Annotated in this window: 19 protein-coding genes, 1 tRNA gene and 1 pseudogene; 16 read left to right on the top strand and 5 right to left on the bottom strand. The window is 64.2% G+C overall.

Going from position 1 to position 22,975, the window contains the following annotated elements; translation table 11 throughout:
• Positions 1-135: 135 nt before the first annotated feature.
• The 13 genes and pseudogenes from PHO31112_RS02200 (at position 136) to PHO31112_RS02140 (ending at position 13,714) form a co-directional block, all read left to right on the top strand.
• Positions 136-1,881 (top strand): ArnT family glycosyltransferase, encoded by a 1,746-nt coding sequence (locus PHO31112_RS02200; RefSeq protein WP_150618977.1) that lies wholly within the window; start codon positions 136-138, stop codon positions 1,879-1,881.
• A gap of 30 nt (positions 1,882-1,911) precedes the next feature.
• On the top strand, positions 1,912-2,895 hold the full coding sequence (gene fmt / locus PHO31112_RS02195) for a methionyl-tRNA formyltransferase (protein WP_150618976.1): 984 nt from the start codon (positions 1,912-1,914) through the stop codon (positions 2,893-2,895).
• Positions 2,896-3,111: 216 nt separating this feature from the next.
• Positions 3,112-3,972, top strand: a complete 861-nt coding sequence (htpX, locus tag PHO31112_RS02190; protein ID WP_150618975.1) for a zinc metalloprotease HtpX — start codon at positions 3,112-3,114, stop codon at positions 3,970-3,972.
• A 175-nt stretch (positions 3,973-4,147) separates the two neighbouring features.
• Positions 4,148-5,461, top strand: coding sequence for a 16S rRNA (cytosine(967)-C(5))-methyltransferase RsmB (rsmB, locus tag PHO31112_RS02185; RefSeq protein WP_150618974.1), 1,314 nt, complete (start codon positions 4,148-4,150; stop codon positions 5,459-5,461).
• Positions 5,458-6,045 (top strand): annotated as a pseudogene (locus PHO31112_RS02180) (DUF4390 domain-containing protein); the annotation flags it as partial. The gene rsmB and the pseudogene PHO31112_RS02180, both read left to right, overlap by 4 nt.
• A gap of 319 nt (positions 6,046-6,364) precedes the next feature.
• On the top strand, positions 6,365-8,656 hold the full coding sequence (locus PHO31112_RS02175) for a sensor histidine kinase (protein ID WP_281355078.1): 2,292 nt from the start codon (positions 6,365-6,367) through the stop codon (positions 8,654-8,656).
• The gene (locus PHO31112_RS02170; protein WP_150618971.1) at positions 8,657-9,397 is read left to right on the top strand and encodes a response regulator; all 741 of its coding nucleotides are present in this window, start codon (positions 8,657-8,659) and stop codon (positions 9,395-9,397) included.
• 106 nt (positions 9,398-9,503) lie between these two features.
• Positions 9,504-9,579: transfer RNA gene (locus PHO31112_RS02165), tRNA-Phe, on the top strand.
• Positions 9,580-9,797: 218 nt separating this feature from the next.
• A complete protein-coding gene (queC, locus tag PHO31112_RS02160) occupies positions 9,798-10,535 on the top strand; it encodes a 7-cyano-7-deazaguanine synthase QueC (protein WP_150618970.1) in 738 nt (245 codons plus the stop codon).
• Between the two features lie 22 nt (positions 10,536-10,557).
• A complete protein-coding gene (gene queE, locus PHO31112_RS02155; protein ID WP_150618969.1) occupies positions 10,558-11,193 on the top strand; it encodes a 7-carboxy-7-deazaguanine synthase in 636 nt (211 codons plus the stop codon).
• Between the two features lie 9 nt (positions 11,194-11,202).
• Positions 11,203-11,646, top strand: a complete 444-nt coding sequence (gene queD, locus PHO31112_RS02150; protein WP_150618968.1) for a 6-carboxytetrahydropterin synthase QueD — start codon at positions 11,203-11,205, stop codon at positions 11,644-11,646.
• Between the two features lie 789 nt (positions 11,647-12,435).
• Positions 12,436-12,858: a DsrE family protein gene (locus PHO31112_RS02145; RefSeq protein WP_010805643.1), complete on the top strand. Its 423-nt coding sequence runs from the start codon at positions 12,436-12,438 to the stop codon at positions 12,856-12,858.
• 136 nt (positions 12,859-12,994) lie between these two features.
• Positions 12,995-13,714 (top strand): tetratricopeptide repeat protein, encoded by a 720-nt coding sequence (locus PHO31112_RS02140; RefSeq protein WP_150618967.1) that lies wholly within the window; start codon positions 12,995-12,997, stop codon positions 13,712-13,714.
• Positions 13,715-13,793: 79 nt separating this feature from the next.
• Here the strand turns inward: PHO31112_RS02140 and rodA are convergent, their stop codons facing one another.
• From rodA to PHO31112_RS02115, 5 genes are all read right to left on the bottom strand, one after another.
• The gene (rodA, locus tag PHO31112_RS02135) at positions 13,794-14,942 is read right to left on the bottom strand and encodes a rod shape-determining protein RodA (protein WP_150619254.1); all 1,149 of its coding nucleotides are present in this window, start codon (positions 14,940-14,942) and stop codon (positions 13,794-13,796) included.
• The gene (gene mrdA, locus PHO31112_RS02130) at positions 14,942-17,185 is read right to left on the bottom strand and encodes a penicillin-binding protein 2 (protein ID WP_150618966.1); all 2,244 of its coding nucleotides are present in this window, start codon (positions 17,183-17,185) and stop codon (positions 14,942-14,944) included. Before mrdA ends, rodA begins: the two co-directional genes overlap by 1 nt.
• 52 nt (positions 17,186-17,237) lie before the next feature.
• The gene (gene mreD, locus PHO31112_RS02125; protein ID WP_010805639.1) at positions 17,238-17,750 is read right to left on the bottom strand and encodes a rod shape-determining protein MreD; all 513 of its coding nucleotides are present in this window, start codon (positions 17,748-17,750) and stop codon (positions 17,238-17,240) included.
• 9 nt (positions 17,751-17,759) lie between these two features.
• The gene (mreC, locus tag PHO31112_RS02120; RefSeq protein ID WP_150618965.1) at positions 17,760-18,728 is read right to left on the bottom strand and encodes a rod shape-determining protein MreC; all 969 of its coding nucleotides are present in this window, start codon (positions 18,726-18,728) and stop codon (positions 17,760-17,762) included.
• Between the two features lie 184 nt (positions 18,729-18,912).
• Entirely contained in the window at positions 18,913-19,956 is a 1,044-nt protein-coding gene (locus PHO31112_RS02115; protein ID WP_010805637.1) for a rod shape-determining protein, read from the bottom strand.
• Positions 19,957-20,506: 550 nt separating this feature from the next.
• Between PHO31112_RS02115 and gatC the strand changes: the two genes are divergently transcribed.
• The 3 genes from gatC to PHO31112_RS02100 all read left to right on the top strand — a co-directional run bounded on the left by gatC (position 20,507) and on the right by PHO31112_RS02100 (position 22,918).
• Positions 20,507-20,806 carry an Asp-tRNA(Asn)/Glu-tRNA(Gln) amidotransferase subunit GatC gene (gene gatC / locus PHO31112_RS02110; protein WP_010805636.1) on the top strand — a complete coding sequence of 100 codons (300 nt, stop codon included), beginning with the start codon at positions 20,507-20,509 and terminating at the stop codon, positions 20,804-20,806.
• Between the two features lie 112 nt (positions 20,807-20,918).
• Entirely contained in the window at positions 20,919-22,409 is a 1,491-nt protein-coding gene (gene gatA / locus PHO31112_RS02105) for an Asp-tRNA(Asn)/Glu-tRNA(Gln) amidotransferase subunit GatA (RefSeq protein WP_150618964.1), read from the top strand.
• A 2-nt stretch (positions 22,410-22,411) separates the two neighbouring features.
• Positions 22,412-22,918, top strand: a complete 507-nt coding sequence (locus PHO31112_RS02100; RefSeq protein ID WP_150618963.1) for a hypothetical protein — start codon at positions 22,412-22,414, stop codon at positions 22,916-22,918.
• Positions 22,919-22,975 lie beyond the last annotated feature (57 nt).

The raw sequence follows: 22,975 nt of genomic DNA, 5'->3' as shown, positions 1-22,975 counted from the left end.
GCTCGCCCGCCGTGGGCGAGCCCGGTAAAGTCCTCTATACTTGCAGCGCTCGCGGGCCCTTGGGCTCGCCTTCCGCCGCTGCGACGGGGCGTCTCGAACGTCTGCCGTCGGGCCAACTCCCGACTGTTTGCCGAGATGTCCATCGCCATCACTTCGTCGTCCTCCCGCACCCGCACGATCTACTGGCTAAGCGCCACACTCCTGTTCGCCTTCGTACTGGCGGGACTGTTCGATCGCGACCCCTGGAAGGCCGACGAGCCGTATTCCGTCGGCATGGTCCTGAATTTCTTTCGCGGCCACAATCTGGTTGTGCCTCATGTGGCTGCCGATCCCTTCGTGGAGAAGCCGCCCGTCATGTATTGGACGGGCGCGCTCTTCGCGCGATTGACGTCTGGCGTGCTGCCGGTCTTCGATGGCGCACAACTCGCGGTATTCGCCTGGCTCGTGATGGCGGTGCTTTGTGTCGGCCGTCTGGCGCAACGCCTCCACGGCCCGGCCCACCCGCACAACACGGATAGGTTCAATTGGCTCGCCCCCATGCTGATGGTGGGGAGCTTCGGGACCATTGAGAACATTCACAAACTCACCGCAGACGTGCCGCAACTGGCGGGCGCTGCGCTCGCTCTCGCGGCGCTGGCCCGTCTGGCCAGGACCGAGAATTCGCCCCGCCTGTGGGGGCTGCTGTTTGGCACGGGCACCGGAATCGCATTTCTGAGCAAAGGCTTGCTCGTGCCCGGCGTATTGGGCCTGACCGCACTGGCGGTGCTTGTCGTGCCAGCCTATCGCACGCGTCGTTACGCCGCTGCGCTGGCATGGACAGTGCTGGCGGCGCTGCCTTGGGTCGTCATCTGGCCGGTGCTGTTTTGGCATGCCTCCGAGCCGCTCTTCATCGAATGGTTCTGGGACAACAACTTCGGCCGCTTCTTCGGCTTCGTCCATCTGGGCGGCGAGCGCAAGTCGTATTGGAGCGACGTCAGGAGCCTGATCGGGCTGACGTTCCCCGCGGGCTGGCTGGCGGTCGGTGCATTGATTGCGCAACTGCGGCAGGGGGGCGGGGTGCGGGGCTTTCTGAGCGAGCGTCCGGAGCAGGTCATGCTCTGGCTGTACTCAGGATTGTTCGTGCTGACGCTCGTGGTCTCGTCGGCCATTCGCGATATCTATATGTTGCCGCTCTTCCCGGCCATCGCCGTGCTCGGCGCGGGTGTGCGCCTGCCAGCATGGCTCGAGAAGACGTGGTCGGGCGTGGCGCTCGTGCTCATGAGTGTGCTGGGGCTGTTCCTGTGGGTGCGCTGGGGGCTGCAACTGACCGGCAACGGACACGTCGCGGCCGGGCCGATCGGCAAGTGGCTGCCGCTCGACTACGTGTTGCCGTTCTCGCCGGGCCTGTTGCTCGCGGCGCTTGTCATCGCTGGACTCTGGGTGACGGCTATCGTGCATCGTCGCCAGTTGGGCGCCCTCGTCTTCGGTTTCGCCGGGCTGATGTTCGTCTGGGGCACCCTCTCGACGCTGCTGCTGCCGTGGGTCAACGAGGCTCGCAGTTACCGCACGCCGTTCGCTGCGCTGCGCGAATCGCTCGATCGCCTGGCGCCCGCTGGCTCCCCGGCGGCGAACACTTGCATCGGGTCGTTCAACGTCGGCGAGTCGGAGCGCGCAATGCTCGACTATTTCATCGACGTGCGTCCTGTGCAGCTCCCGGATCTGACGCAGGCGTCGCGCTGCGGCGTGCTGTTGCTGCTCGACAAGGCCGACGCGCGCATTCCTGCGCCTCCCGGCTGGCGCGAGATCTGGCAGGGCGGTCGAGCAGGCGACACCAACGAGCGCTTCCGCGCTTTCGTCGCGCCGAGCGCTTCCACCGATGCGGCCACCGGTGCCGCCAAATAAGTTACTGCGTTCAGCAAGAGGAAGTTCGTCATGACGCTTCGCATCGTTTTCGCCGGTACGCCGGAATTCGCACAAACCGCGCTTGCCGCCATCGATGCCGCCGGCTTTCCCGTAGAGTTGGTACTCACTCAACCGGATCGTCCGGCCGGGCGTGGGATGAAGCTGCAAGCCAGCCCGGTCAAACGCTACGCGCTGGCGCACGGCATGCCGGTGTCGCAGCCGCCGTCGCTGCGTCGTAACGGCAAGTACCCCGAGGAAGCGGCGGCCGCCATCGAACAACTGCGCGCGCTGGCGCCGGACGTCATGGTCGTGGCCGCCTACGGGCTGATCTTGCCCCAGGAAGTACTCGATCTGCCGCGTTACGGATGCCTGAACATTCACGGCTCGCTGTTGCCGCGCTGGCGTGGCGCCGCGCCGATTCACCGTGCCATCGAGTCGGGCGACCCCGAGACCGGTATCACCATCATGCAGATGGACGCAGGGCTCGATACGGGCGCCATGATTCTGCGTGAGGCCGAGCCCATCGGCCCCGAAGACACGACAGCGGTGCTGCACGACCGCATGGCGGCGCTGGGCGGCAAGCTGATCGTCGACGCGTTGCACCAACTCGCGCGCGACGGGCATCTGCCGTGCGTCGCCCAGCCCGAGGCGGGGGTGACCTACGCGGAGAAGATCGCGAAACAGGAGGCCGTGCTCGACTGGCACAAGCCGGCCGAGGTGCTGGCGCGCCAGGTGCGGGCGTTCGACCCGTTCCCCGGCGCGCTCGGCACGGTGCACGACACGCCCATCAAGCTGTGGCGCGCGAGCGCTGTAGCGGGTAAGGCGGGCGCGACGCCCGGTACCGTTCTCGAAGTGAGCGCTGACGCCATCGTCGTCGCTTGCGGACAAGGCGAATTGCGCGTGACCGAATGTCAGAAACCGGGCGGCAAGCGCCTCCCGGTTCGTGAATTCCTGGCGGGGTTTGCGCTGACGCCGGGCGACAGGTTCGTGACGGTCGGCCCGGCGGCGGCGTGATTACCTGCCGGTTGGCGCGTTCCTGCCATCAAAACAGCACGGAAATGGCGCAAAACATCGGTGAATTGGCAGGAAATTCAGGCAAACATCTGAAAAGTATCTAAGCTGAAGCCGCAGCCGTTGAATTTTCGACGCCCGGCACCATCTAACGCCCGAGGACACGTAAAGTACGTGGCTCCTCGGGTCATCAAGATTTGCAGAGGAGAAGAGAACACCATGTTCAATTGGATGAAGACCACCCTGCTGATGGCGGCCATCACCGCGTTGTTCATGGTGGTGGGCGGCATGATCGGCGGCAAGCAGGGCATGATGCTCGCGCTGGCGTTCGCGCTCGCAATGAATTTCTTTTCGTACTGGTTCTCGGACAAGATGGTGCTGCGCATGTACAACGCGCAGCAGGTCGACGAGACGAGCGCACCGCAGTTCTACAACATGGTGCGCGAGTTGTCGCAGCGTGCCGGCCTGCCGATGCCGAAGGTCTACCTGATCAACGAAGACTCCCCCAACGCGTTTGCGACGGGGCGTAATCCGGAGCACGCCGCCGTGGCTGCCACCACGGGCATTCTGCGCGTGCTCTCCGATCGCGAACTGCGTGGCGTGATGGCGCATGAGCTGGCGCACGTGAAGCATCGCGACATTCTCATCTCGACCATCTCTGCCACGATGGCCGGTGCCATTTCGGCGCTTGCCAACTTCGCCATGTTCTTCGGCGGACGCGATCAGAACGGCCGCCCCGCCAATCCGATCGCGAGCATTGCCGTGGCGATTCTCGCGCCGCTGGCCGCATCGCTGATTCAGATGGCGATTTCGCGCGCCCGTGAATTCGAGGCAGACAGGGGCGGTGCGGAAATCTCCGGCGATCCGCAGTCGCTTGCGATAGCGCTCGACAAGATCCACCGCTACGCACAGGGCATTCCGTTCGAGACGGCCGAGCAACACCCGGCCACGGCGCAGATGATGATCATGAACCCGCTCTCCGGCGGCACGATCGCCAATCTGTTCTCGACGCACCCGGCGACCGAAGAGCGCATTGCCCGTCTGATGGAGATGGCGCGCACCGGGCAGTATCCGGCCTGATCGCATGAGCGATGCGCTGGAAAGTGAGGGCTGACATCGCAGGCGATGGCCCAATCCGCTGGCGCGCGGGTTGCCCTCGGGCACGGCTCGCCAGTCTGCTATCCTGTCGCCCGACAGCCGTCCGATAGCCTCCCATGCCCGCCGTCGCGCGGGCATGTTCGTTTGTAGAAAGCCCATGCCGCAACCGAGTCTGCCCACTGAATCTCTGGCCTTTGCGCTGCAACGTGCTGCGCAGGCCCTCGAATCCGTCCAGAAGGGCACCGCGTTGCCGCAAGCGCTGGCGCAAGCCACCGCGCAGTGCGCGCCGGCCGTGCGCGCCGCCGCACAGGATCTCGCTTACCGCGCCGTGCGCCGTCTGGGCAGCAGCCGCGCGTTGCTCGCTTTGCTGGTCAAGTCCACGCTGCAAGCCCGCGTGCGCGACATCCTGCTGTGCGCTCTCGCCCTGCTGCAGGACGCCCCGGAGGACGCTGCGTACACCGAATTTACCGTCGTCGATCAGGCCGTCGAGGCGATTGCCGCGCAGCGCCGCACCGTCGCCGCGAAGGGGCTGGCCAATGCCGTGCTGCGCCGCTATCTGCGCGAGCGCGACACGCTGCTGGCCGAGATTGCCAAGCAACCCGAAGCGCGCTGGAATTACCCCACGTGGTGGATCGACACCGTGCGCCGGGCCTATCCGGATCAATGGGAGACGTTGCTTGCCGCAGGGGACAGCCGCGGCCCGATGACGCTGCGCGTCAACACACGACGCGTCAGCGTGGCCGCCATGCAAGCGCGCCTGGCGCAGGAGGGCATGGCGTCCGAAGTCGTCGGCCCGGTGGCGTTGCGTTTGGCGCAGGCGGTGCCGGTAGACCGTCTGCCGGGGTTCGCCGACGGATGGGTGTCGGTGCAGGACGCCGGCGCACAACTGGCTGCGCCGCTCGTACTTGGCGAGAACCCGCGCGCGGGGCTACGCGTGCTGGACGCTTGTGCAGCCCCCGGCGGCAAGACCGGCCATCTGCTGGAAATGGCCGACGTACAGGTCACGGCGCTGGAGTCGGATCGCACTCGGGCGCCGCGCATTTACGAGAACCTCGAGCGTCTGGGGTTGAGCGCAGACGTGCGCATCGGCGACGCCGGCACCCCGTCGAAGTGGTCCGGCGGCGGCTGGGACGGCGTGCCGTTCGACCGCATCCTGGCGGACGTGCCGTGTTCGGCGGCCGGCATCGTGCGGCGTCACCCCGACATTCGCTGGTTGCGTCGCGAGGCCGACATCGCGGCCCTGGTGAAAGAGCAGCAGCGCATTCTGCTCGCGCTCTGGGACACCCTCGCCGTGGGTGGCGAACTGATTTATGCAACGTGCTCCGTCTTCCCGGCGGAAAACGAAGCGCAAGCGCAATGGTTTGAACGTGTTCGCACAGATGCGGTACGATTGGACGCTCTCGGGCAACTGCTAATGACCGCCGGCGGCGCCCACGACGGCTTCTACTACGCTCGCTTCCAGAAACGGTGACTTTCTCCCAACGGCTCCTGGCCAGTTTGCTGCCGCTGCTGCTGTGCGTTCTTGCGCTCGGCTTCGCGGCGCCCGCACGCGCCGAAAACGAAATTCAGGTGCGCGAAGCTCGACTCGAGCCTTCCGAGGGCGGCTGGTCGCTCGACGCGCGCTTCGCGTTCGAACTCAACAGCAGCCTTGAAGACGCGGTCAATCGCGGCGTCTCGCTTTACTTCACGACCGACTTCGAACTCACGCGCTCGCGCTGGTACTGGTTCGACGAGAAGGTCGTGGCCACTTCGCAGAGCGTGCGGCTTTGGTTCCAGCCGCTCACGCGTCAATACCGTGTCTCGAGCAACAACGGCAACAGCAACAGCGGCGGGCTGCAGCTCGGTTTCACCTCGTTGCGCGATGCGCTTGCACTCGTGCGCAACGTGAGCGGCTGGCGCGTCATTGAAAAAGGTGTCGCCAAACCGGGCACCCAGTATCAGGCGTCGGTGCGCATGCGCCTCGACAATGCCCTCATGCCCAAGCCGTTCCAGATTGATGCCGTGAACAACCGTGACTGGAATCTCAGTTCGGACTGGGCGCGCTTCATGTTCTCACCGACCGCGCCTCCGGCAGCGGCCAGCCTGTCGGCGTCACCTGTCGTCGCAACGTCGAGCGTCGCACCGAAGGCGTCGTCCGGTGCCGCTGCCCCGGCGAGCGCGCCTATTGTCGCTCCGGCAAGCGCGTCTGCGAGCGCCGGCACCGCGGGGCAGGCTGTCGCGGCAACGGCAGCATTCGGCACCGCAGATGCCTCACCCCGTCTGACGGGCAATCTGCCGCTGGCCTTCAGTGCGGCATTGCCGCCCGGAGCTGCCCGTGTCAAATAACGGCGGCGGCCTGCTCAAGCACATCATCATTCGCACGCTGCTCGTCACGATGGCGCTGGTCGCCATCGGGCTGTTCTGCCTGCTCGCGCTCGCATCGGCCAATACCGAATTCTTCGATCGTTACTATTCACTGCTTTACACCGCGAACATTGCGGTGGCGATCATCTTCATCTTCATCGTCGGTGCGCTTGTCTGGATCATTCTCGTACGCCTGCGTCAGCGCCGCTTCGGCACGCGTTTGCTGGCCAAGCTCGCGATCTTCTTCGCACTGGTCGGCGTGCTGCCGGGCGGCATCATTTATCTGGTGTCGTTGCAGTTCGTCTCGCGCAGTATCGAATCGTGGTTCGATGTGCGCGTGGAGACGGCGCTCGACTCGGGACTCGAACTCGGCCGCGCCATTCTGAATAACGGCCTGTCGGATCTGAGCGCGAAAGCGCAGCTCGTTGCCGACAATCTCACGTCGAGCGGCGACAAGGGCGGCACGCTGACGCTGCTGCGCATGCGTGACCAGTTCGGTTTGCAAGACGCGACGATCGTGGACGGTAACGGGCGTGTGCTCGCGTCGGCGTCGGGCAACTTCAATGCGCTCGTGCCCGAACTGCCAACGACACTCATGCTGCGTCAGGCACGCACGCAGTCGCGCGGCTATACGGCCATCGAAGGCGGCAGCGAGGGTTACGACAAGCGTCAGGGCAACGATCAATTGCGCTGGCGGGTAGTGATCCGTATCCCGTCGGGCTACTCGTCGTCGTTGCAGGACGAAGAGCGTTTCCTGCAAGTCACGCAACTGGTGCCGGCCAATCTCGCGCAGAACGCCGAGGCGGTGCAGAACGCCTATCGCGAATATCAGGAAAAGGCGCTTGGCCGTACCGGCTTGCGCAAGATGTATATCGGCACGTTGACGCTGTCGCTGTTCCTGGCGACGTTCGTCGCGATGATGCTCGCGCTGGCGCTTGGCAATCAGCTTGCGCGGCCGCTGTTCCTGCTCGCACGCGGCACGCAGGAAGTGGCGGCAGGCGATTTGTCGCCGAAGGGGGAAGTGCGTACCAACGACGAACTCGGCTTCCTCACGCAGGCGTTCAATGCGATGACGCGTCAATTGTCGGACGCCCGGGCGACAGTCGAGCGCAACCGTCTCGCGCTCGAAAGCTCTAAGGCTCACCTGGAGAGTATTCTGTCGAGTCTGACGGCCGGGGTGTTCGTCTTCGACCAGGAGTTCCGGCTGACGACGGCCAACGCCGGCGCCGAACGCATCTTCAAGCAGAGCTTTCAGGGCGAGCTGAACCGTTCGCCCGCGCATATTCCGGCGCTGGTGGAGTTCGGCGAGACGTTGCGCCGTGCTTTCGCCGATCGCGACGCGAATGCCGATCTCGGGCCGGGCGGACACTGGCAGCAGCAGATTGGCCTGACGCTGCCGGGCGAGACCGACGCCGTCACGCTTCTCGTGCGCGGCTCGCATCTGCCGGAACCGATGGTGGCGGTGGCCGGGGTGCCGACGCGCGCGGGCGGCGGTTATGTGGTGGTGTTCGACGACATCAGCGACGTGATCTCGGCACAGCGCTCGGTCGCGTGGGCCGAAGTGGCGCGGCGTCTGGCGCACGAGATCAAGAATCCGCTCACGCCGATTCAACTGTCGGCCGAGCGATTGCAGATGAAACTGTCGGACAAGTTGCCGCCGGCCGATGCCGAGGTACTGCGCCGCGGCGCGACGACCATCGTCAATCAGGTGGCGGCGATGAAGCGTATGGTCGACGATTTTCGCGATTACGCGCGCTTGCCGCCGGCGATCATGCATCCGCTGCAACTCAACGAGTTGATCGGTGAGGTGTTGACGTTGTACGGTGTGGACGAAGGGCGTGGTGTGATTCGTCCGTATCTTGACGCGGGGCTGCCGGAAATTCGTGGTGACTCGACGCAATTGCGTCAGGTTATTCATAATCTGCTGCAGAATGCTCAAGATGCCGTGGCCGGAACCGAAAACCCTATTATCACGGTGGAAACGAAGACAGTAGAATACGCAGGATCGGATGTGCATCCCGGTGAGCCGAAGCGCACCGCGGTGCGTTTGACGATCACGGACAATGGGCCGGGTTTTCCGGCCCGTATTCTGACCCGCGCATTCGAGCCTTACGTGACGACCAAGTCGAAGGGCACCGGGCTGGGGCTCGCGATGGTCAAGAAGATCATCGATGAGCATCAGGCGCGCATCGACATTCGCAACCGGTCGTTACCCGAGGGCGAAGGCAGTGCAGGGGCGCAGATTTCGATCTTGTTTACTCAATTGGCTGACGACCAGGACCTGCCGCGCAACAAGCCGGCAGAACACACGAAGGTAGCGTAAATGGCAACCATTTTGGTGGTGGACGACGAAATGGGGATCCGGGAGCTGCTCTCGGAGATTCTGAGCGACGAAGGGCATGTCGTGGAGGTGGCGGAGAACGCGCAGGAAGCGCGTGCGTTCCGCGCCACGCACACGCCCGACCTCGTGCTGCTCGATATCTGGATGCCCGATACCGACGGCGTGACCTTACTCAAGGAGTGGGCGGCACAGCAGTTGCTGACCATGCCTGTGATCATGATGTCGGGCCACGCGACGATCGACACCGCCGTCGAGGCGACCAAGATCGGTGCGCTCAATTTCCTCGAAAAACCCATCGCCTTGCAGAAGCTGTTGCAAGCGGTGGAACAGGGGCTCGCACGCGGCAAGCGCGATCCGTCCGGTGGCGCCGCGAGTGCATTCGATGCCGACGACGACGCGCTGGATACGGGCGTCTTCGGTGAGAGCGAAACGCGCCACGCGGGCACGGGCCTGAACGGTGCGGCCACGCATCACGCGCCGCTTGGCGTGCACGATGCCGAGGGCGCCGCAGGGGGGGGCGGTACGGGCATGTCGGCGGACATTTCGTTCGACGTTCCGCTGCGCGAAGCGCGCGATGCTTTCGAGCGTGCGTACTTCGCTTATCACCTGGCCAAGGAACACGGCAGCATGACGCGCGTGGCCGAAAAAACCGGGCTGGAACGCACGCACTTGTATCGCAAGCTCAAGCAACTGGGCGTGGAACTCTCCAAGAGCAAGACTTGATAGCGGCATGGCGCGCGTAGGCGCGCTGCGATGCCGCGTTCCTGCGGATTTTTTCGATATGGGGCTTGCATAAAGCGCTCGCAGTCTCTATAATCGCTTTTCTCTTGGCCCGGTAGCTCAGTTGGTAGAGCAGCGGATTGAAAATCCGCGTGTCGTTGGTTCGATTCCGACCCAGGCCACCAAATTCGAAGGGCTTGCGCACATCGCAAGCCCTTTTTGCGTTTGAACGAAAACGCTGCCCGATGATGGGTATAACGTCCCGGCGATAGCGACGCGGGGCATCGCGGTTCAAAATCGCGTGACATATCCCGCACGCGGGCTGCCCGAGGGGTGGCACGCAAGCGCGTGCCCCGGCCCTTGTCGTCGGATGTCCTGACGGCAAAGGCGATACTGCTAGCGCATGATCATGACGACAAGCACCGATTCCGCTCTGGTTCTGTTCTCCGGTGGACAGGATTCGACCACCTGCCTCGCGTGGGCACTGTCGCGCTATGCGCGCGTCGAGACGCTGGGCTTCGATTACGGCCAGCGCCATCGCGTGGAGCTTGAGTGCCGCACCGACGTGCTGGCCAAGCTGCGTGAGCGTTTCCCGCAGTGGGCAACGCGTCTGGGCGACGACCACATGATCGATCTGTCGATCCTGGGTCAGATCAGCGAGACGTCGCTCACGCGGGAGACCACGATCGCGATGGCGGCAAACCATTTGCCGAATACCTTCGTGCCGGGCCGGAATCTGCTGTTTCTGACGATTGGTGCGACTATTGCGTATCGGCGTGGTTTGCGTGTGCTGGTGGGCGGGATGTGCGAGACCGATTTTTCGGGCTACCCCGACTGCCGCGACGACACCATGAAGGCGCTTCAGGTTGCACTCAATCTGGGCATGGATCAGCGCTTCATCGTCGAGACGCCGCTCATGTGGATCGACAAGGCCGATACGTGGCAGATGGCGCAGGATCTGGGCGGCGAGTTGCTCGTCGAGACCGTGCGCGAAGACACGCACACATGCTATCTGGGCGAGCGCAGCGTGCTGCACCCGTGGGGCTACGGTTGCGGCGAGTGTCCGGCGTGCCAGTTGCGCCAGCGCGGCTACGAGCAGTGGCGCGCCCGCAGTAACGATCAGGATCGCGGCGCGGCCTGATCCTTCGACTATCGAGAGAATCATGACGTACGCAGTCAAGGAAATCTTCTACACCTTGCAGGGCGAGGGCGCGAACGCCGGCCGCCCGGCGGTGTTCTGCCGGTTTGCAGGGTGCAACCTGTGGACCGGCCGCGAAGAGGACCGCGCTGACGCCGTCTGCCAGTTCTGCGACACCGACTTTGTCGGCACCGACGGCGAAAATGGCGGCAAGTACCGCACGCCGGCCGATCTCGTCGCGCAGATCGTGGCGTTGTGGCCGCAGGGCGACCGTGCGCATCGGTTCGTCGTGTGCACCGGCGGTGAGCCGCTGCTTCAACTCGACGCGCCGCTCATCGATGCGCTGCACGCCGAGGGCTTTCGCATCGCGGTCGAGACCAACGGCACGCAAGTCATTCCCGAGGGCATCGACTGGGTGTGCGTGAGCCCGAAGGCCGATGCGGAGATGGTCGTCACACGTGGCGATGAACTGAAGGTGGTGGTGCCGCAGGATCGTCAGCGTCTGGCCGATTACGAAGCGCTCGATTTCCAGCACTTCTATCTCCAGCCGATGGATGGCCCGCTGCGCGACACCAATACGAAGCTGGCGATCGACTATTGCAAATCGCATCCGCGCTGGTCGCTGTCGATGCAGACGCACAAATACCTGAATATTCCCTGAGCCGTTGCCGTGATTACGATTACCCGGAAACTCGAATTCGATGCGGGCCACCGCATTCCCGATCACCGAAGCCAGTGCCGTAACCTGCACGGGCATCGCTACGTGCTCGAGATCACGCTAGCGGGCGAAGTGAGCCGCGAGAGCGGTGCGTCCGACAATGGCATGGTGATGGACTTCGCCGACGTGAAGGCGCTGGCCAACGAACACCTCGTATCGGTGTGGGATCACGCGTTCCTCGTTTATGAAGGCGATACAGCCGTGCGCACCTTCCTCGAGACGATGCCCGATCACAAGACGGTGGTCTTCGATCGCGTGCCGACCGTCGAGAATCTGGCTGCTGCGGCCTTCGACAAGCTGAGCAGCGTCTTCGACACGCACTATGGTCACGACCTGCGCCTTGTGCGTTTGCGCCTGTACGAAACACCGAATTGCTGGTCGGAAGTCACGGCGTAAGGGGTTGCGTCCGTCGACGCGGCATTCGTTCGCACCGCCGGCGCAATTGAGCCGATGCCACCTGAATGGACTGGGATGCCGCCTAGAGCACGACAAATTCGAAACTCCACCGGCGAAGTCGATGGCCGCCGGCGATGACATGACTGAAAGTCCAAACCCGCCAGATCTCGATGTCTGGCGGGTTTTTTCATTACAGGAACGGTCATGCCAAGAATTTCAGCGGGCAACAATGTGGTTGCCTACGATAGTCAGACGGACGTGCAGTTCATCTCGATGCGCCGAGTGGATTCACAGGGGAATCTGACCTCGCTCGATCGCGTGGTCAATCGACCCGTCGCCGTGGTGTCTGCTCGGCCGCGACCGAGCGCACCTCCGCTCCCTCGTGGCGATTTTCGGGCGGATTTTACGGGGCCACGATCGGCTGGCGGCATCGCATCGCCCGACGCGGCGCGAGCGGCTCACCTCTGGTCATTCGATATGCCGGCGCAGACCGACGGTGCGCCAGACGTACCACCGCCGTATTCGGCAACGCAGACCGGCGGTGCATGGGGCGCGCCGCCGCCCTATTCGGCAAGCCACATCGCGCCTCACCAAGCCCTTCCGAGCGCGCCGCTCTCCGACTCCCCGCCTGCGTACAGTCCGCCGAGCCTGGAATGGTATTTGCGACACGGCTATCCGAGTTCGGCTGTCTGACACCGGTTGGGCCGGCGTGTTTCATCGATGCCCCGCAGCGTGCCAACGCGCTATGATGCGGCTGGAACGACGTAACCAACAGGGGAGACTCCACACATGAAGACGCTGCTGCGCGGCTTGCTGGCCGCATTCCTGCTCACCGCGTTTGCGCTGCCCGCCACGCCGGCGTTTGCGCGCGACAAGGTCGTGTATCACATCAACGACGCCGAGCATCAGGCACTTGCCGGTTTGCGCAACATCCGCAACCAGCTCGACACCGTGCCGGATTCCGACATTGTGGTCGTCGCCCATGCACAAGGGGTCGATTTCCTGATGGAGAGCTACAAGGACGCCGCGACCGTCGGGCCGCTGATCTCGGCGCTGCATGCCCGTGGCGTCAAGTTCGAGGTGTGCGAAATTACGCTCAAGCAGCGCAATCTGAAGAAGGACCAGTTCGTGCTCGACGCCGACTTCACCCCCTCGGGCGTGGTCGAACTCACGCGCTTGCAGCAGAAGGGCTACGCTTACATCAAGCCGTAAGCCGGCCGCTTTCCGAGGCACCCAACCCCGGCCATATGCCGGGGTTTTTTATTGGCCAGACGTCGAAGACGGGCGGCGCCGGCATGTCTTTTTCGATTGGCGCACAATAGATGCAGGCTCGCCCCGGAGGTTTGTCATGTCGCCGTCTTTCGCCATGCGCCGGCTGCTCGCCGGTCTTACCGCTACGCTCGCGAGTGTGGCGTGCCAGCCGATTCCCTATGCGGTGGCTGCCGCACAGGCCCCCGCGCAGACACTGACCGATCAGGCCGTCCATCAGTATGAAGCGGGGCAGCAGTCGCAGGCGTTAGAGGAGTTCCGCCGGGCGGCCGAACAAGGCAATCGTCTGGCGCAGTTCGACTACGCGATGATGCTGCTCAACGGCGAAGGGGGCACCGCCGATCCGAACGGCGCCGTGCATTGGCTGGAGCGCGCCGCGAATGCAGGCATGACGCAGGCGCAATACGTCTACGGGAAGATGTTCGACGACGGTTACGTCGTCGGCAAGTCGATTCCTCAGGCCAATCTCTGGTACGAGAAGGCCGCGAAGCAGGGGCATGTGCAAGCGCAGGCGGCCATCGCCAACGAGTACTTCATCGGACGCGGTGTCCCCAAGGATTACAAGGCCGCGTTCGGCTGGTACGAAAAGGCGGCGCGCGGCGGCGACCTGCCGTCGCAGTACATCGTGGCGAGCTACTACGAGCGCGGCTATGGGGTCGTCACACCGGATCTCGAGCGGGCGCGTCTGTGGTACGAAAAGGCCGCCGCACAGGGCGACGTGGCGGCTCAGGGCAAACTCGACGCAATGAATCGCGAGCGTACGCAGCCGTCGTTTCCCGCATCGTCCCCGGCTCGCTAAGCCACCCGCCAAAATAAAAACGGCAGGGCGATAACCCTGCCGCTTCTCAACTTCCCGGCGCCGTGGCGTCAGAGCACCGTCAGCTCTGCATGAGCCGCTTCTCGCGCGCAACGCTCATCAGAATGCCGACGCCGAGACCGAGCGTGACCAGCGCGGTACCGCCGTAGCTCATGAACGGCAGTGGCACGCCGACCACCGGCAGAATGCCGCTCACCATCCCCATGTTCACGAAGGCGTAGGTGAAGAAGATCATCGTGACAGACCCGGCGAGCAACCGCCCGAACAGGGTCGCGCCGGAAGCTGCAATCATCAGCCCGCGCGCCACCAGCAACAAATACAGCACCAGCAGTACGCCTTCGCCAATCAGCCCGAATTCTTCCGCGAACACGGCGAAGATGAAGTCGGTGTGCTTCTCGGGGATGAACTCAAGGTGCGCCTGCGTCCCTTTGAGCCAGCCTTTGCCCATGGTGCCGCCGGAGCCGATGGCGATGACCGATTGAATCGTGTGGAAGCCCTTGCCGAGCGGGTCCGTCGTCGGGTCCAGCAGCGTGCACACGCGGTGCTTCTGATAGTCGTGCAGGATGTGCCATTCGACGTCCGGCTGGCAGATCTTGTCTTCGAGCGCGAGGATCGTGCCGACGCCAAGCACCCCGGCGATGAGCACCGGCAGAATCAATTTCCACGACAGGCCGGCCAGATAGATCACATAAAGGCCGGCCGCCGCCACGAGCAGGCCGGTGCCGAGGTCGGGCTGCTTCGCAATCAGTCCGACCGGCACGCCGAGCAGCGCCAGCGCAGCCAGATAATCGAACCAGCGAATGTTGCCTTCGCGCTTCTGGAAGTACCAGGCGAGCATCAGCGGCATGGCGATCTTCATGATCTCGGACGGCTGAATCACCATGCCGATGTTCAGCCAGCGCCTCGCGCCCTTCTTCGTCAGTCCGAACATCGCGACGGCGATCAATAACGCAACGCCGGCCGTATAAAGCGGCACCGCGAACTTCATCAGCGTTTGCGTCGGCATCATCGCCAGCACCCACATCAGCATGAACGTGAGCACGATGTTGCGGATCTGGTCTTCAACGCGGCCCGGCACATCGATACTGGCGCTGTAGAGCGTCACCAGTCCCACGCACAGCAGCAGGAAGACGATCAGCGCCAGCGGCTTGTCGAAGCCGACGAACAGGCGTTTGACCTGCTCTCTCCACGTATGTTTGTCGAGCGCCATCATGGCGTTCCTCCTTGCGCACGAATGGCGGCGCGATGGCGGGCCTCGTCGGCGATGGTCGGGCTCACGGCGGGCTGACGTGGCGGGGACGGCTTCGGCGTTTCCGGTGCTGCCGGTACTGTGGCGGCCTTGCCTTCGGTCGCGCGCGGCGCGCCTGCGGTGGGCCCCGATGCCGTGGCGGGAACCGGAGCCACGCGCGCCACGCTCGCCGGGGCGCCGGCGGTACGGCCTCCGAGTTCGGCGGCGCTGGCGGGCGGCGCGTCCGGTGCGGCGGACACACCCAACGCCCCCGAGGCGGCGCGCGGCGCAGACGCCGAAGCCTGCAACGCTGCCGCTTCCGCAGCGCGCTCCTTGGGTTCGTCGATGAGGTAGTAATCGAGCAGACGGCGCGCGACCGGACCCGCCTGTGCGCCGCCCCAACCGGCGTTCTCGACGATCAGCGCGATGGCGATCTTCGGATCTTCGGCGGGGGCGAAAGCGATGAACAACGCGTGGTCGCGCTTGAATTCGGGAATCGCGTTGTGGTTGTACTTCTCGTTCTTGCCCAGCGAGTAGACCTGCGCCGTGCCCGTCTTGCCGCCGGCGTCGTACGGGGCACCGGCGAACGCCTGACGGCCCGTACCTTCCTTGATGACGCCGACCATCGCCCGTTTGACGAAATCGACGTCCGCCTGCTTATACGGCAGCCGCGCGCTCTCATGTGGCACGGTCAACTGGCGCGAGTGCGACACCGGGTCTTCGACGGCCTTGACCAGGTGAGGCTTCATCACCACGCCGTTGTTGGCCAGCGTGGCCGTGGCGTGCGCCAGTTGCAGAATCGTGAACGAGTTGTAACCCTGGCCGATGCCCAGACTGATCGTTTCGCCGTCGTACCACTTCTGCTGCGCGGGCTTCTTGTAGGCTTTGCGCTTCCACTCGGTCGACGGCAGAATGCCGCGCGCTTCGCCTTCGATGTCGATGCCCGTCAACTGACCGAAGCCGAGCGGCGCCATGAAGTCGTGGATGGCGTTCACACCGAGGTCATGCGCGAGCATGTAGTAATACGTGTCGTTCGACACGACGATCGAGCGGTACATGTCGATCCAGCCCTGACCGTTGCGAATGTCGTTGCGGAACGTGTGGTTGCCGAGCGTGAACGAGCCCGTGTCCTGGAAGCCCCAATTGGTCGTGCGTTTGCCGAGTTCGAGTGCGGCGAGCGCCATGAACGGCTTGTACGTCGAGCCGATCGGGTAGGTGCCGCGCAGCGGACGGTTGAGCAGCGGGCGGTCGGGCGAGTTGTTCAGCGCGTCCCAATTCTGCTGGTCGATGCCTTCGACGAACATGTTCGGATCGAAGCTCGGGGCCGACACGAACGCGAGCACGTCGCCCGTCTTCGGCTCGATGGCCACGACGGCGCCTCGCCGTCCGGCAAAGGCTTGCTCGGCCACCTGCTGGAGTTTGATGTCGATGGACAGCACGAGGTTATCGCCCGGGGTGGCGGGGGTGCGCGAAATCGTGCGCACCGGCCGGCCGCCGGCGGTCACTTCGATTTCCTCGAAACCGGTGATGCCGTGGAGCTGCGTCTCGTAACTCTGCTCGACGCCGATCTTGCCGATGTAATCGGTGCCCTTGTAGTTATTGACGTCGCGGCGGATATCGTACTTGGCGCTATCGCTGTCGTTCTCATCGCTCATCGCTTCGATCCGCTGGCGATCGCGCAGCGAGATCCGGCCGATATAGCCGATCACGTGCGCGGCCGTCTCGCCGAGCGGGTACTGACGGAACAGGCGGGCGTGCACATCCACGCCGGGGAAGCGGAAACGCTGTGCGGTGAAGCGGGCGACTTCTTCGTCGGTCAGGCGCGTGCGGATCGGCAGGCTCTCGAAGCTCTTGCTGTCGTCCATGAGCTTCTTGAAGCGGGCGCGGTCGCGCGGCGTGATCTCGATCACGTCGGACAGATCGGTGATGAGGTCCTCGAGCGGACGGCCAATCTTCGACGGTGTGACCTCCAGCGTGTAGGCGGAGTAGTTGCGCGCGAGCACCACGCCGTTGCGATCCATGATCACGCCCCGGTTGGGCACGATCGGCGCGAGCGAGACGCGGTTTTCGTCGGCTTGCAGCGCGTACTGATTGTGACGGAAGACCTGGAGGTAGACGAAACGCACCGCGAGCAGGCTGAAGCAGATCAGCACGAAAAACGCAGCCGCCGTCACCCGCAGATGAAACGTCTGCAGTTGTTGCTGGGGGTTCTTGAACTCGGTCATTCTGGCTGGGCGGGCGGAACTCGATGGTGCGCTCTTGCAGGTGGGCGGCCCATCAGATCGGTCGCGTGTCGTCGCGGTCGACAGCGCGTTTCTGCGGCGCCAACAGCAGGATACTGATTACCGGCCAGAGCAAGGCTTCGACGAAGCTCGCCGCGAGCGGCCACCAACCCGGAAATGCCGCGCCGGTTGCCAGACGAATGATGAACGGCACCACATGGGCGAGCAGCAGTAGCGGCAGTACCGTCAGCGCCTGCCCGAGCAGCGTGAAGAACAGAACGCGACGGTGAATCATGATCGCACCGTACGACAGCAGCGTATAGGCGAGTGCATGTTCGCCGAGCAAACCGGCGTTGTGCACGTCCATCAACAGCCCGACGAGAAATGCCACGCCCATGCCCACCTTGCGCGGCTGGTGGATGTTCCAGAACATCAGCACCAGCGCGACGAAGTCGGGCATGGCCGGGGCATGGCCCCACGGCATCAGGTTCACCAGAAACGCCACCACGAGACTGAGCGCGATGAAGTACGGATTGACCGGCAGCAGAATGTATTGCGGTCGTGACATGTCGATTCCTCAATGGCCCTTTCGGAGCGTCGGTGCGCGCTTCGGATCGGCGCGCGTGGCACCCTTCTGGCCAGGCTTTTCGCCGCTTGCCGACGGATCGGAGGCGCGCGCGAGATCGGCGGCGGCGTCCGGGTGCAGGGCGAGCGGCGTGGTGTATTGCAGCACCAGCACCTGACGCTGGCTGCGCAGATTGGCCACCGGCTGACACAGAATGCGCGCAAACGCGGTATCCGAGACGCGGTCGACCTTGGTAATACGGGCCACGGGCAGACCGGCGGGGTAGATGCCGTCCAGACCGCTGGTGGCGATTTCGTCGCCGACCTTGACGTCGGCCGACAGCGGAATGAAGCGCAGGTCGAGCACGTCGCCACGCATGCCGCCGTAGATCACGCTATGCACACCGCTGCGCGTGACCTGCACGGGCACGGCCTGTTCCTTGTCGGTGAGCAGCGTGACTTCGCTTTGCAGCAGGAATACACGTGAGACCTGGCCGAGCAGCCCCTGTTCCGTGACGACCGGTGCGCCCAGCTTCACGCCGTGTCTCGTGCCGCGATCAATGACTACGCGCTGCGTGAACGGGTCGCGTGTGTCGTATTCGATTTCGGCGGGAATGCTTGGCACGGGCAGGCGCTCGCGCAGCGCGAGCATCTGGCGCAGATGTTCGTTCTCGACCATCAACTGGTTATTGCGCTGGGCCTGGACGGAGAGTTCGAGATTTTGCTCGCGAAGCGTGCGGTTCTCGCCAGTGAGTTGCGATTCGGTCGAGAAGAAGCCCGCCACGCCGAGAATGGCGTCGCGCGGCAACAGCATCATGCGTTGCACCGGATAGAGGGCGGTGCCGACAACGGCCCGAACCCGTTCCAGCGTGTTGTAGTGCGAGTCGACCACGAGCAGGCCGATGGCGAGCGCGACGAAACAGATCAGCCGGGCCAACGCCGACGGTCCCTGTTTGAACAGTGGCGGCGGACTGTACTGCATGGTAGGCCCTTCAGGGAAGCACGCGCAGCGAGCCGCTGCGGTGCGCGAATGGTGTCAGTCGGGCGCGACGGAACCGCCTGACGGCAAGCTCCGCGCGCGTGGTCTTGCTGCGGGGTCGGCCGTGTCTGGCGAGGTGTGGAAGGGATTGCCCCACCGCGCCGGACGACGGACCACGCACGTTGCTCTACTCGTAGGAGAAGATGCTGCCGAGCTTGTCCATGCGCTCGAGTGCCATGCCCGAACCGCGCACCACGCAGGTCAGCGGGTCTTCTGCCACGAGCACCGGCAGGCCGGTTTCTTCCGCGAGCAGACGGTCCAGATCACGCAGCAGCGCGCCGCCACCGGTGAGCATCATGCCGCGCTCGGCGATGTCGGCGCCGAGTTCGGGTGGGGTCTGTTCCAGGGCGATTTTCACCGACGACACGATCTGGTTGAGCGGATCGGTCAGCGCTTCGAGGATTTCGTTGCTCGAAATGGTGAAGGCACGCGGAATCCCTTCCGAGAGGTTGCGCCCCTTCACTTCCATTTCCTTGACTTCGGAACCCGGGAAGGCCGAGCCGATTTCCTTCTTGATCGCTTCTGCGGTCTGTTCGCCGATCAGCATGCCGTAGTTGCGGCGGATGTAGTTGACGATGGCTTCGTCGAACTTGTCGCCACCGACGCGCACCGAACCCTTGTAGACGATGCCGCCCAGCGAGATCACGCCCACCTCGGTCGTGCCGCCGCCGATGTCGACGACCATCGAGCCCGTGGCTTCCGAGACCGGCAGGCCGGCACCGATGGCGGCAGCCATCGGCTCTTCGATCAGATACACCTGCGAGGCGCCGGCACCGTGTGCGGCTTCCTTGATGGCGCGGCGCTCGACCTGAGTCGAACCGCACGGCACGCAGATGATGATGCGCGGCGACGGCGAGAACAGGCGCGACTCGTGTGCCATCTTGATGAACTGCTTGATCATCTGCTCCGTGACCGTGAAGTCGGCGATCACGCCATCCTTCATCGGGCGAATCGCCTCGATGTTGCCCGGCACCTTGCCGAGCATCTGCTTGGCTTCCTTGCCGACGGCTTGAATCGTCTTCTTACCGCTCGGGCCACCCTCTTGGCGAATGGCGACGACCGACGGTTCGTCGAGAACGACGCCCTTGCCGCGCATATAAATGAGGGTGTTGGCCGTGCCCAGGTCGATGGCCAGGTCATTGGAGAAATAGCTGCGAAGAAAACCGAACATGCAAAATCCTGTGTTTGCGTGAGGACGCCCCAAGGGATGTGACTGGGACGACTGCCTGTCATCTGGGTTCCGGACTGTTCGCAAAAAAATCGCCAGGCGCCACGCGGCGGCTCGCGAAACGTGCGGACAAACCGAGGAATGCTGTACCGGGCAGGAGGCGGGGCTGCCGTTATAAATCCGTCGCGTCAGGGTCTTCCAATGGACTGCGCGATCATCTGTCACGCCCCCCGGATTGACCGTGGCCCACCTGCGCGACAGCGGCGAAGGGTGCAAAAACACGCTCCGACGCAAATTTAATGCGCAATGATACCTTATAATTTCGCAGGTTTTGCAGGAAAAACGAGCACGTTGACACCACATTCGGCGCCCTCGGCGTTTGTGCCGGGAGCCTTGTGGCGCGGCGCGCCAGCCCTCCTGCGCGGCCCGGTGCACGGAGTAAAACCGCAGACGAGTTCGATCTCATTCGCGCATTCTCCGCATTCTGTCCCTAATATTGGCGTCAGGTGCGCATCCGGCTGCTCTCCAATGCGCATTTTTTCGGGATTTCTTCATGGCTTTGAATCTCTCAGACGTCAAACGCATCGCTCATCTCGCGCGTCTCGAGCTGGCCGAAGACGAGGCGGCTCATATGGAAAAGGAGCTGAACGGCTTCTTCGCGCTCGTCGAGCAGATGCAGTCGGTCGATACGAAGGGCGTTGCTCCGCTTGCGCATCCGATCGAGCAAATTCAGGCAGTTGCCCAGCGGCTGCGTACCGACGTCGTGACGGAAGTGGTCGACCGCGACGCCAATCAACGTCCGGCCCCTGCCGTGCAGGACGGCCTCTATCTGGTGCCGAAAGTCATCGAATGAGTCCGGCGCGTTGTCTGGCGTCCGGCCTGCCCGGCCCGGCTGGGGCTTACGCAACGTGTCGCCGCGCGCCCTTGGCGCACCTCATTCCCTCACGCGCTACACAGCAGCCATCATGGAACAAGATCTGATTCATTTGCAGGATTTGCGCGCCGCGCTCGACGCCAAGCGCGTCTCGAGCGTCGAACTGACGCAGCACTATCTGGACCGTATTGCCGGCGCTGCCGATCTGAACGCCTTCGTGCACGTCGATGCCGAGGCCAGTCTTGCGCAGGCACGTGCAGCTGATGCCCGCATTGCGGCGGGCGATGGCGCGAACCAGTCCCTGCTGGGCATTCCCGTCGCGCACAAGGACGTGTTCGTCACCCGCGGCTGGCGCAGCACGGCAGGCTCGCGCATGCTCGAGAACTACGTGAGCCCGTATGACGCGGCCGTGGTCGAGCGTTTGGCGCAGGCCGGTATGGTCACGCTGGGCAAGACCAATATGGACGAGTTCGCGATGGGCTCGTCGAACGAGAATTCGCACTACGGTCCGGTGAAGAACCCGTGGGACAAGCGTGCCGTGCCCGGCGGTTCGTCGGGTGGTTCGGCCGCTGCGGTGGCTGCGCGTCTCGCGCCGGTCGCGACCGGCACCGACACCGGCGGCTCGATCCGTCAGCCGGCCGCCTTCTGCGGCGTGACGGGTATCAAGCCGACGTACGGGCGCGTGTCGCGCTACGGCATGATCGCGTTCGCGTCGTCGCTCGATCAGGGCGGCCCGTTCGGTCACAGCGCGGCAGACTGCGCGTGGATGCTTAACGGCATGGCGGGCTTCGATGCCCGCGACTCGACCAGCCTCGAGCGTGCCGACGAAGACTTCGCGCGCGCGCTGGGCAAGCCGCTCGACGGCGCCACGGCGGACAAGCCGCTGGCCGGACTGCGCATCGGACTGCCGGCTGAGTATTTCGGTGAAGGTCTCGATGCCGACGTGCGCGAAGCCGTCGACAACGCCTTGCGCGAGTTCGAGACGCTTGGCGCCGTGCGCGTGCCGGTGTCGCTGCCCAAGACGGAACTGTCGATCCCCGTGTACTACGTGCTGGCCCCGGCCGAAGCCTCGTCGAACCTGTCGCGTTTCGACGGTGTGCGTTACGGCCACCGCGCCGCCGAGTACCGCGATCTGCTCGACATGTACAAGAAGTCGCGTGCCGAAGGTTTCGGCACCGAGGTCAAGCGTCGCATTCTCGTGGGTACGTACGTGCTCTCGCACGGTTACTACGACGCCTACTATCTGCAAGCGCAGAAGATTCGCCGCTTGATCGCCCAGGACTTCCAGAACGCGTTCTCGCAGTGCGACGTCATCATGGGGCCGGTGGCCCCGTCGGTCGCGTGGAACCTCGGCGAGAAGAGCGCCGATCCGGTGCAGATGTATCTGGCGGATATCTACACGCTGTCGGTCAGCCTGGCCGGTCTGCCGGGCATGAGCCTGCCGGTCGGGCCGGGACGCGATGCACGCCCGGTCGGCCTGCAACTGATCGGCAACTACTTCGACGAAGCTCGCCTGCTGCAAGTGGCCGACGCGTTCCAGCGCGCGACCGACTGGCACAAGCGCGCGCCGTCGGGCGTTTGATCATGAGCCGCCCGCGTGTGGTGAGGTCTCTCGCGCCTGCCGGTTCGCGCACGGCTACGCTGGCCCTGGCCAAGGGGCTGACGCTTGCCGGCATGGTGCTCACGCTCGCGTCGTGCACCCTGCCGTTCGGGCGGCCGACACCGATTGCGTACCGCGAGATCAATCTGTCGGGGTATTGCTCGCAGACGGACGAGGACGGTTTCCGCGAACAGGCGACGCTCAATGTGTCGGCCAATCAGGTGCAGTCGCTCGACTGGCGTCTGTGGGTCGGCAAGCGCGGGAGCTGCCACTTCAATCTGGCGGACTTTCACCAGACGCAGTGGCGTCCGAGCATCGAGCTGCGCGCGAACAGCGGGAGTTGCAAGTTGCTCATCTGGCAGGACCCAGGCAACGTGACCATCGGACATGCGAACTGCGAGGCGTATTGCACGCCGGGTATCTACGAGAATGCATGGCCGGTGAGCTTCGATCCGCACTCGGGGATTTGCGCGGCGGGAACTGGCAGATAAGCGTCAGCAGCGACCGACGAACAGGAACAGGCCGGAGCGTCACCGCAGCGGAGACGA

The organism is Pandoraea horticolens (genome assembly GCF_902459555.1).
GTDB lineage: Bacteria > Pseudomonadota > Gammaproteobacteria > Burkholderiales > Burkholderiaceae > Pandoraea > Pandoraea horticolens.
This window is presented reverse-complemented; position numbering and strand designations above follow the sequence as displayed.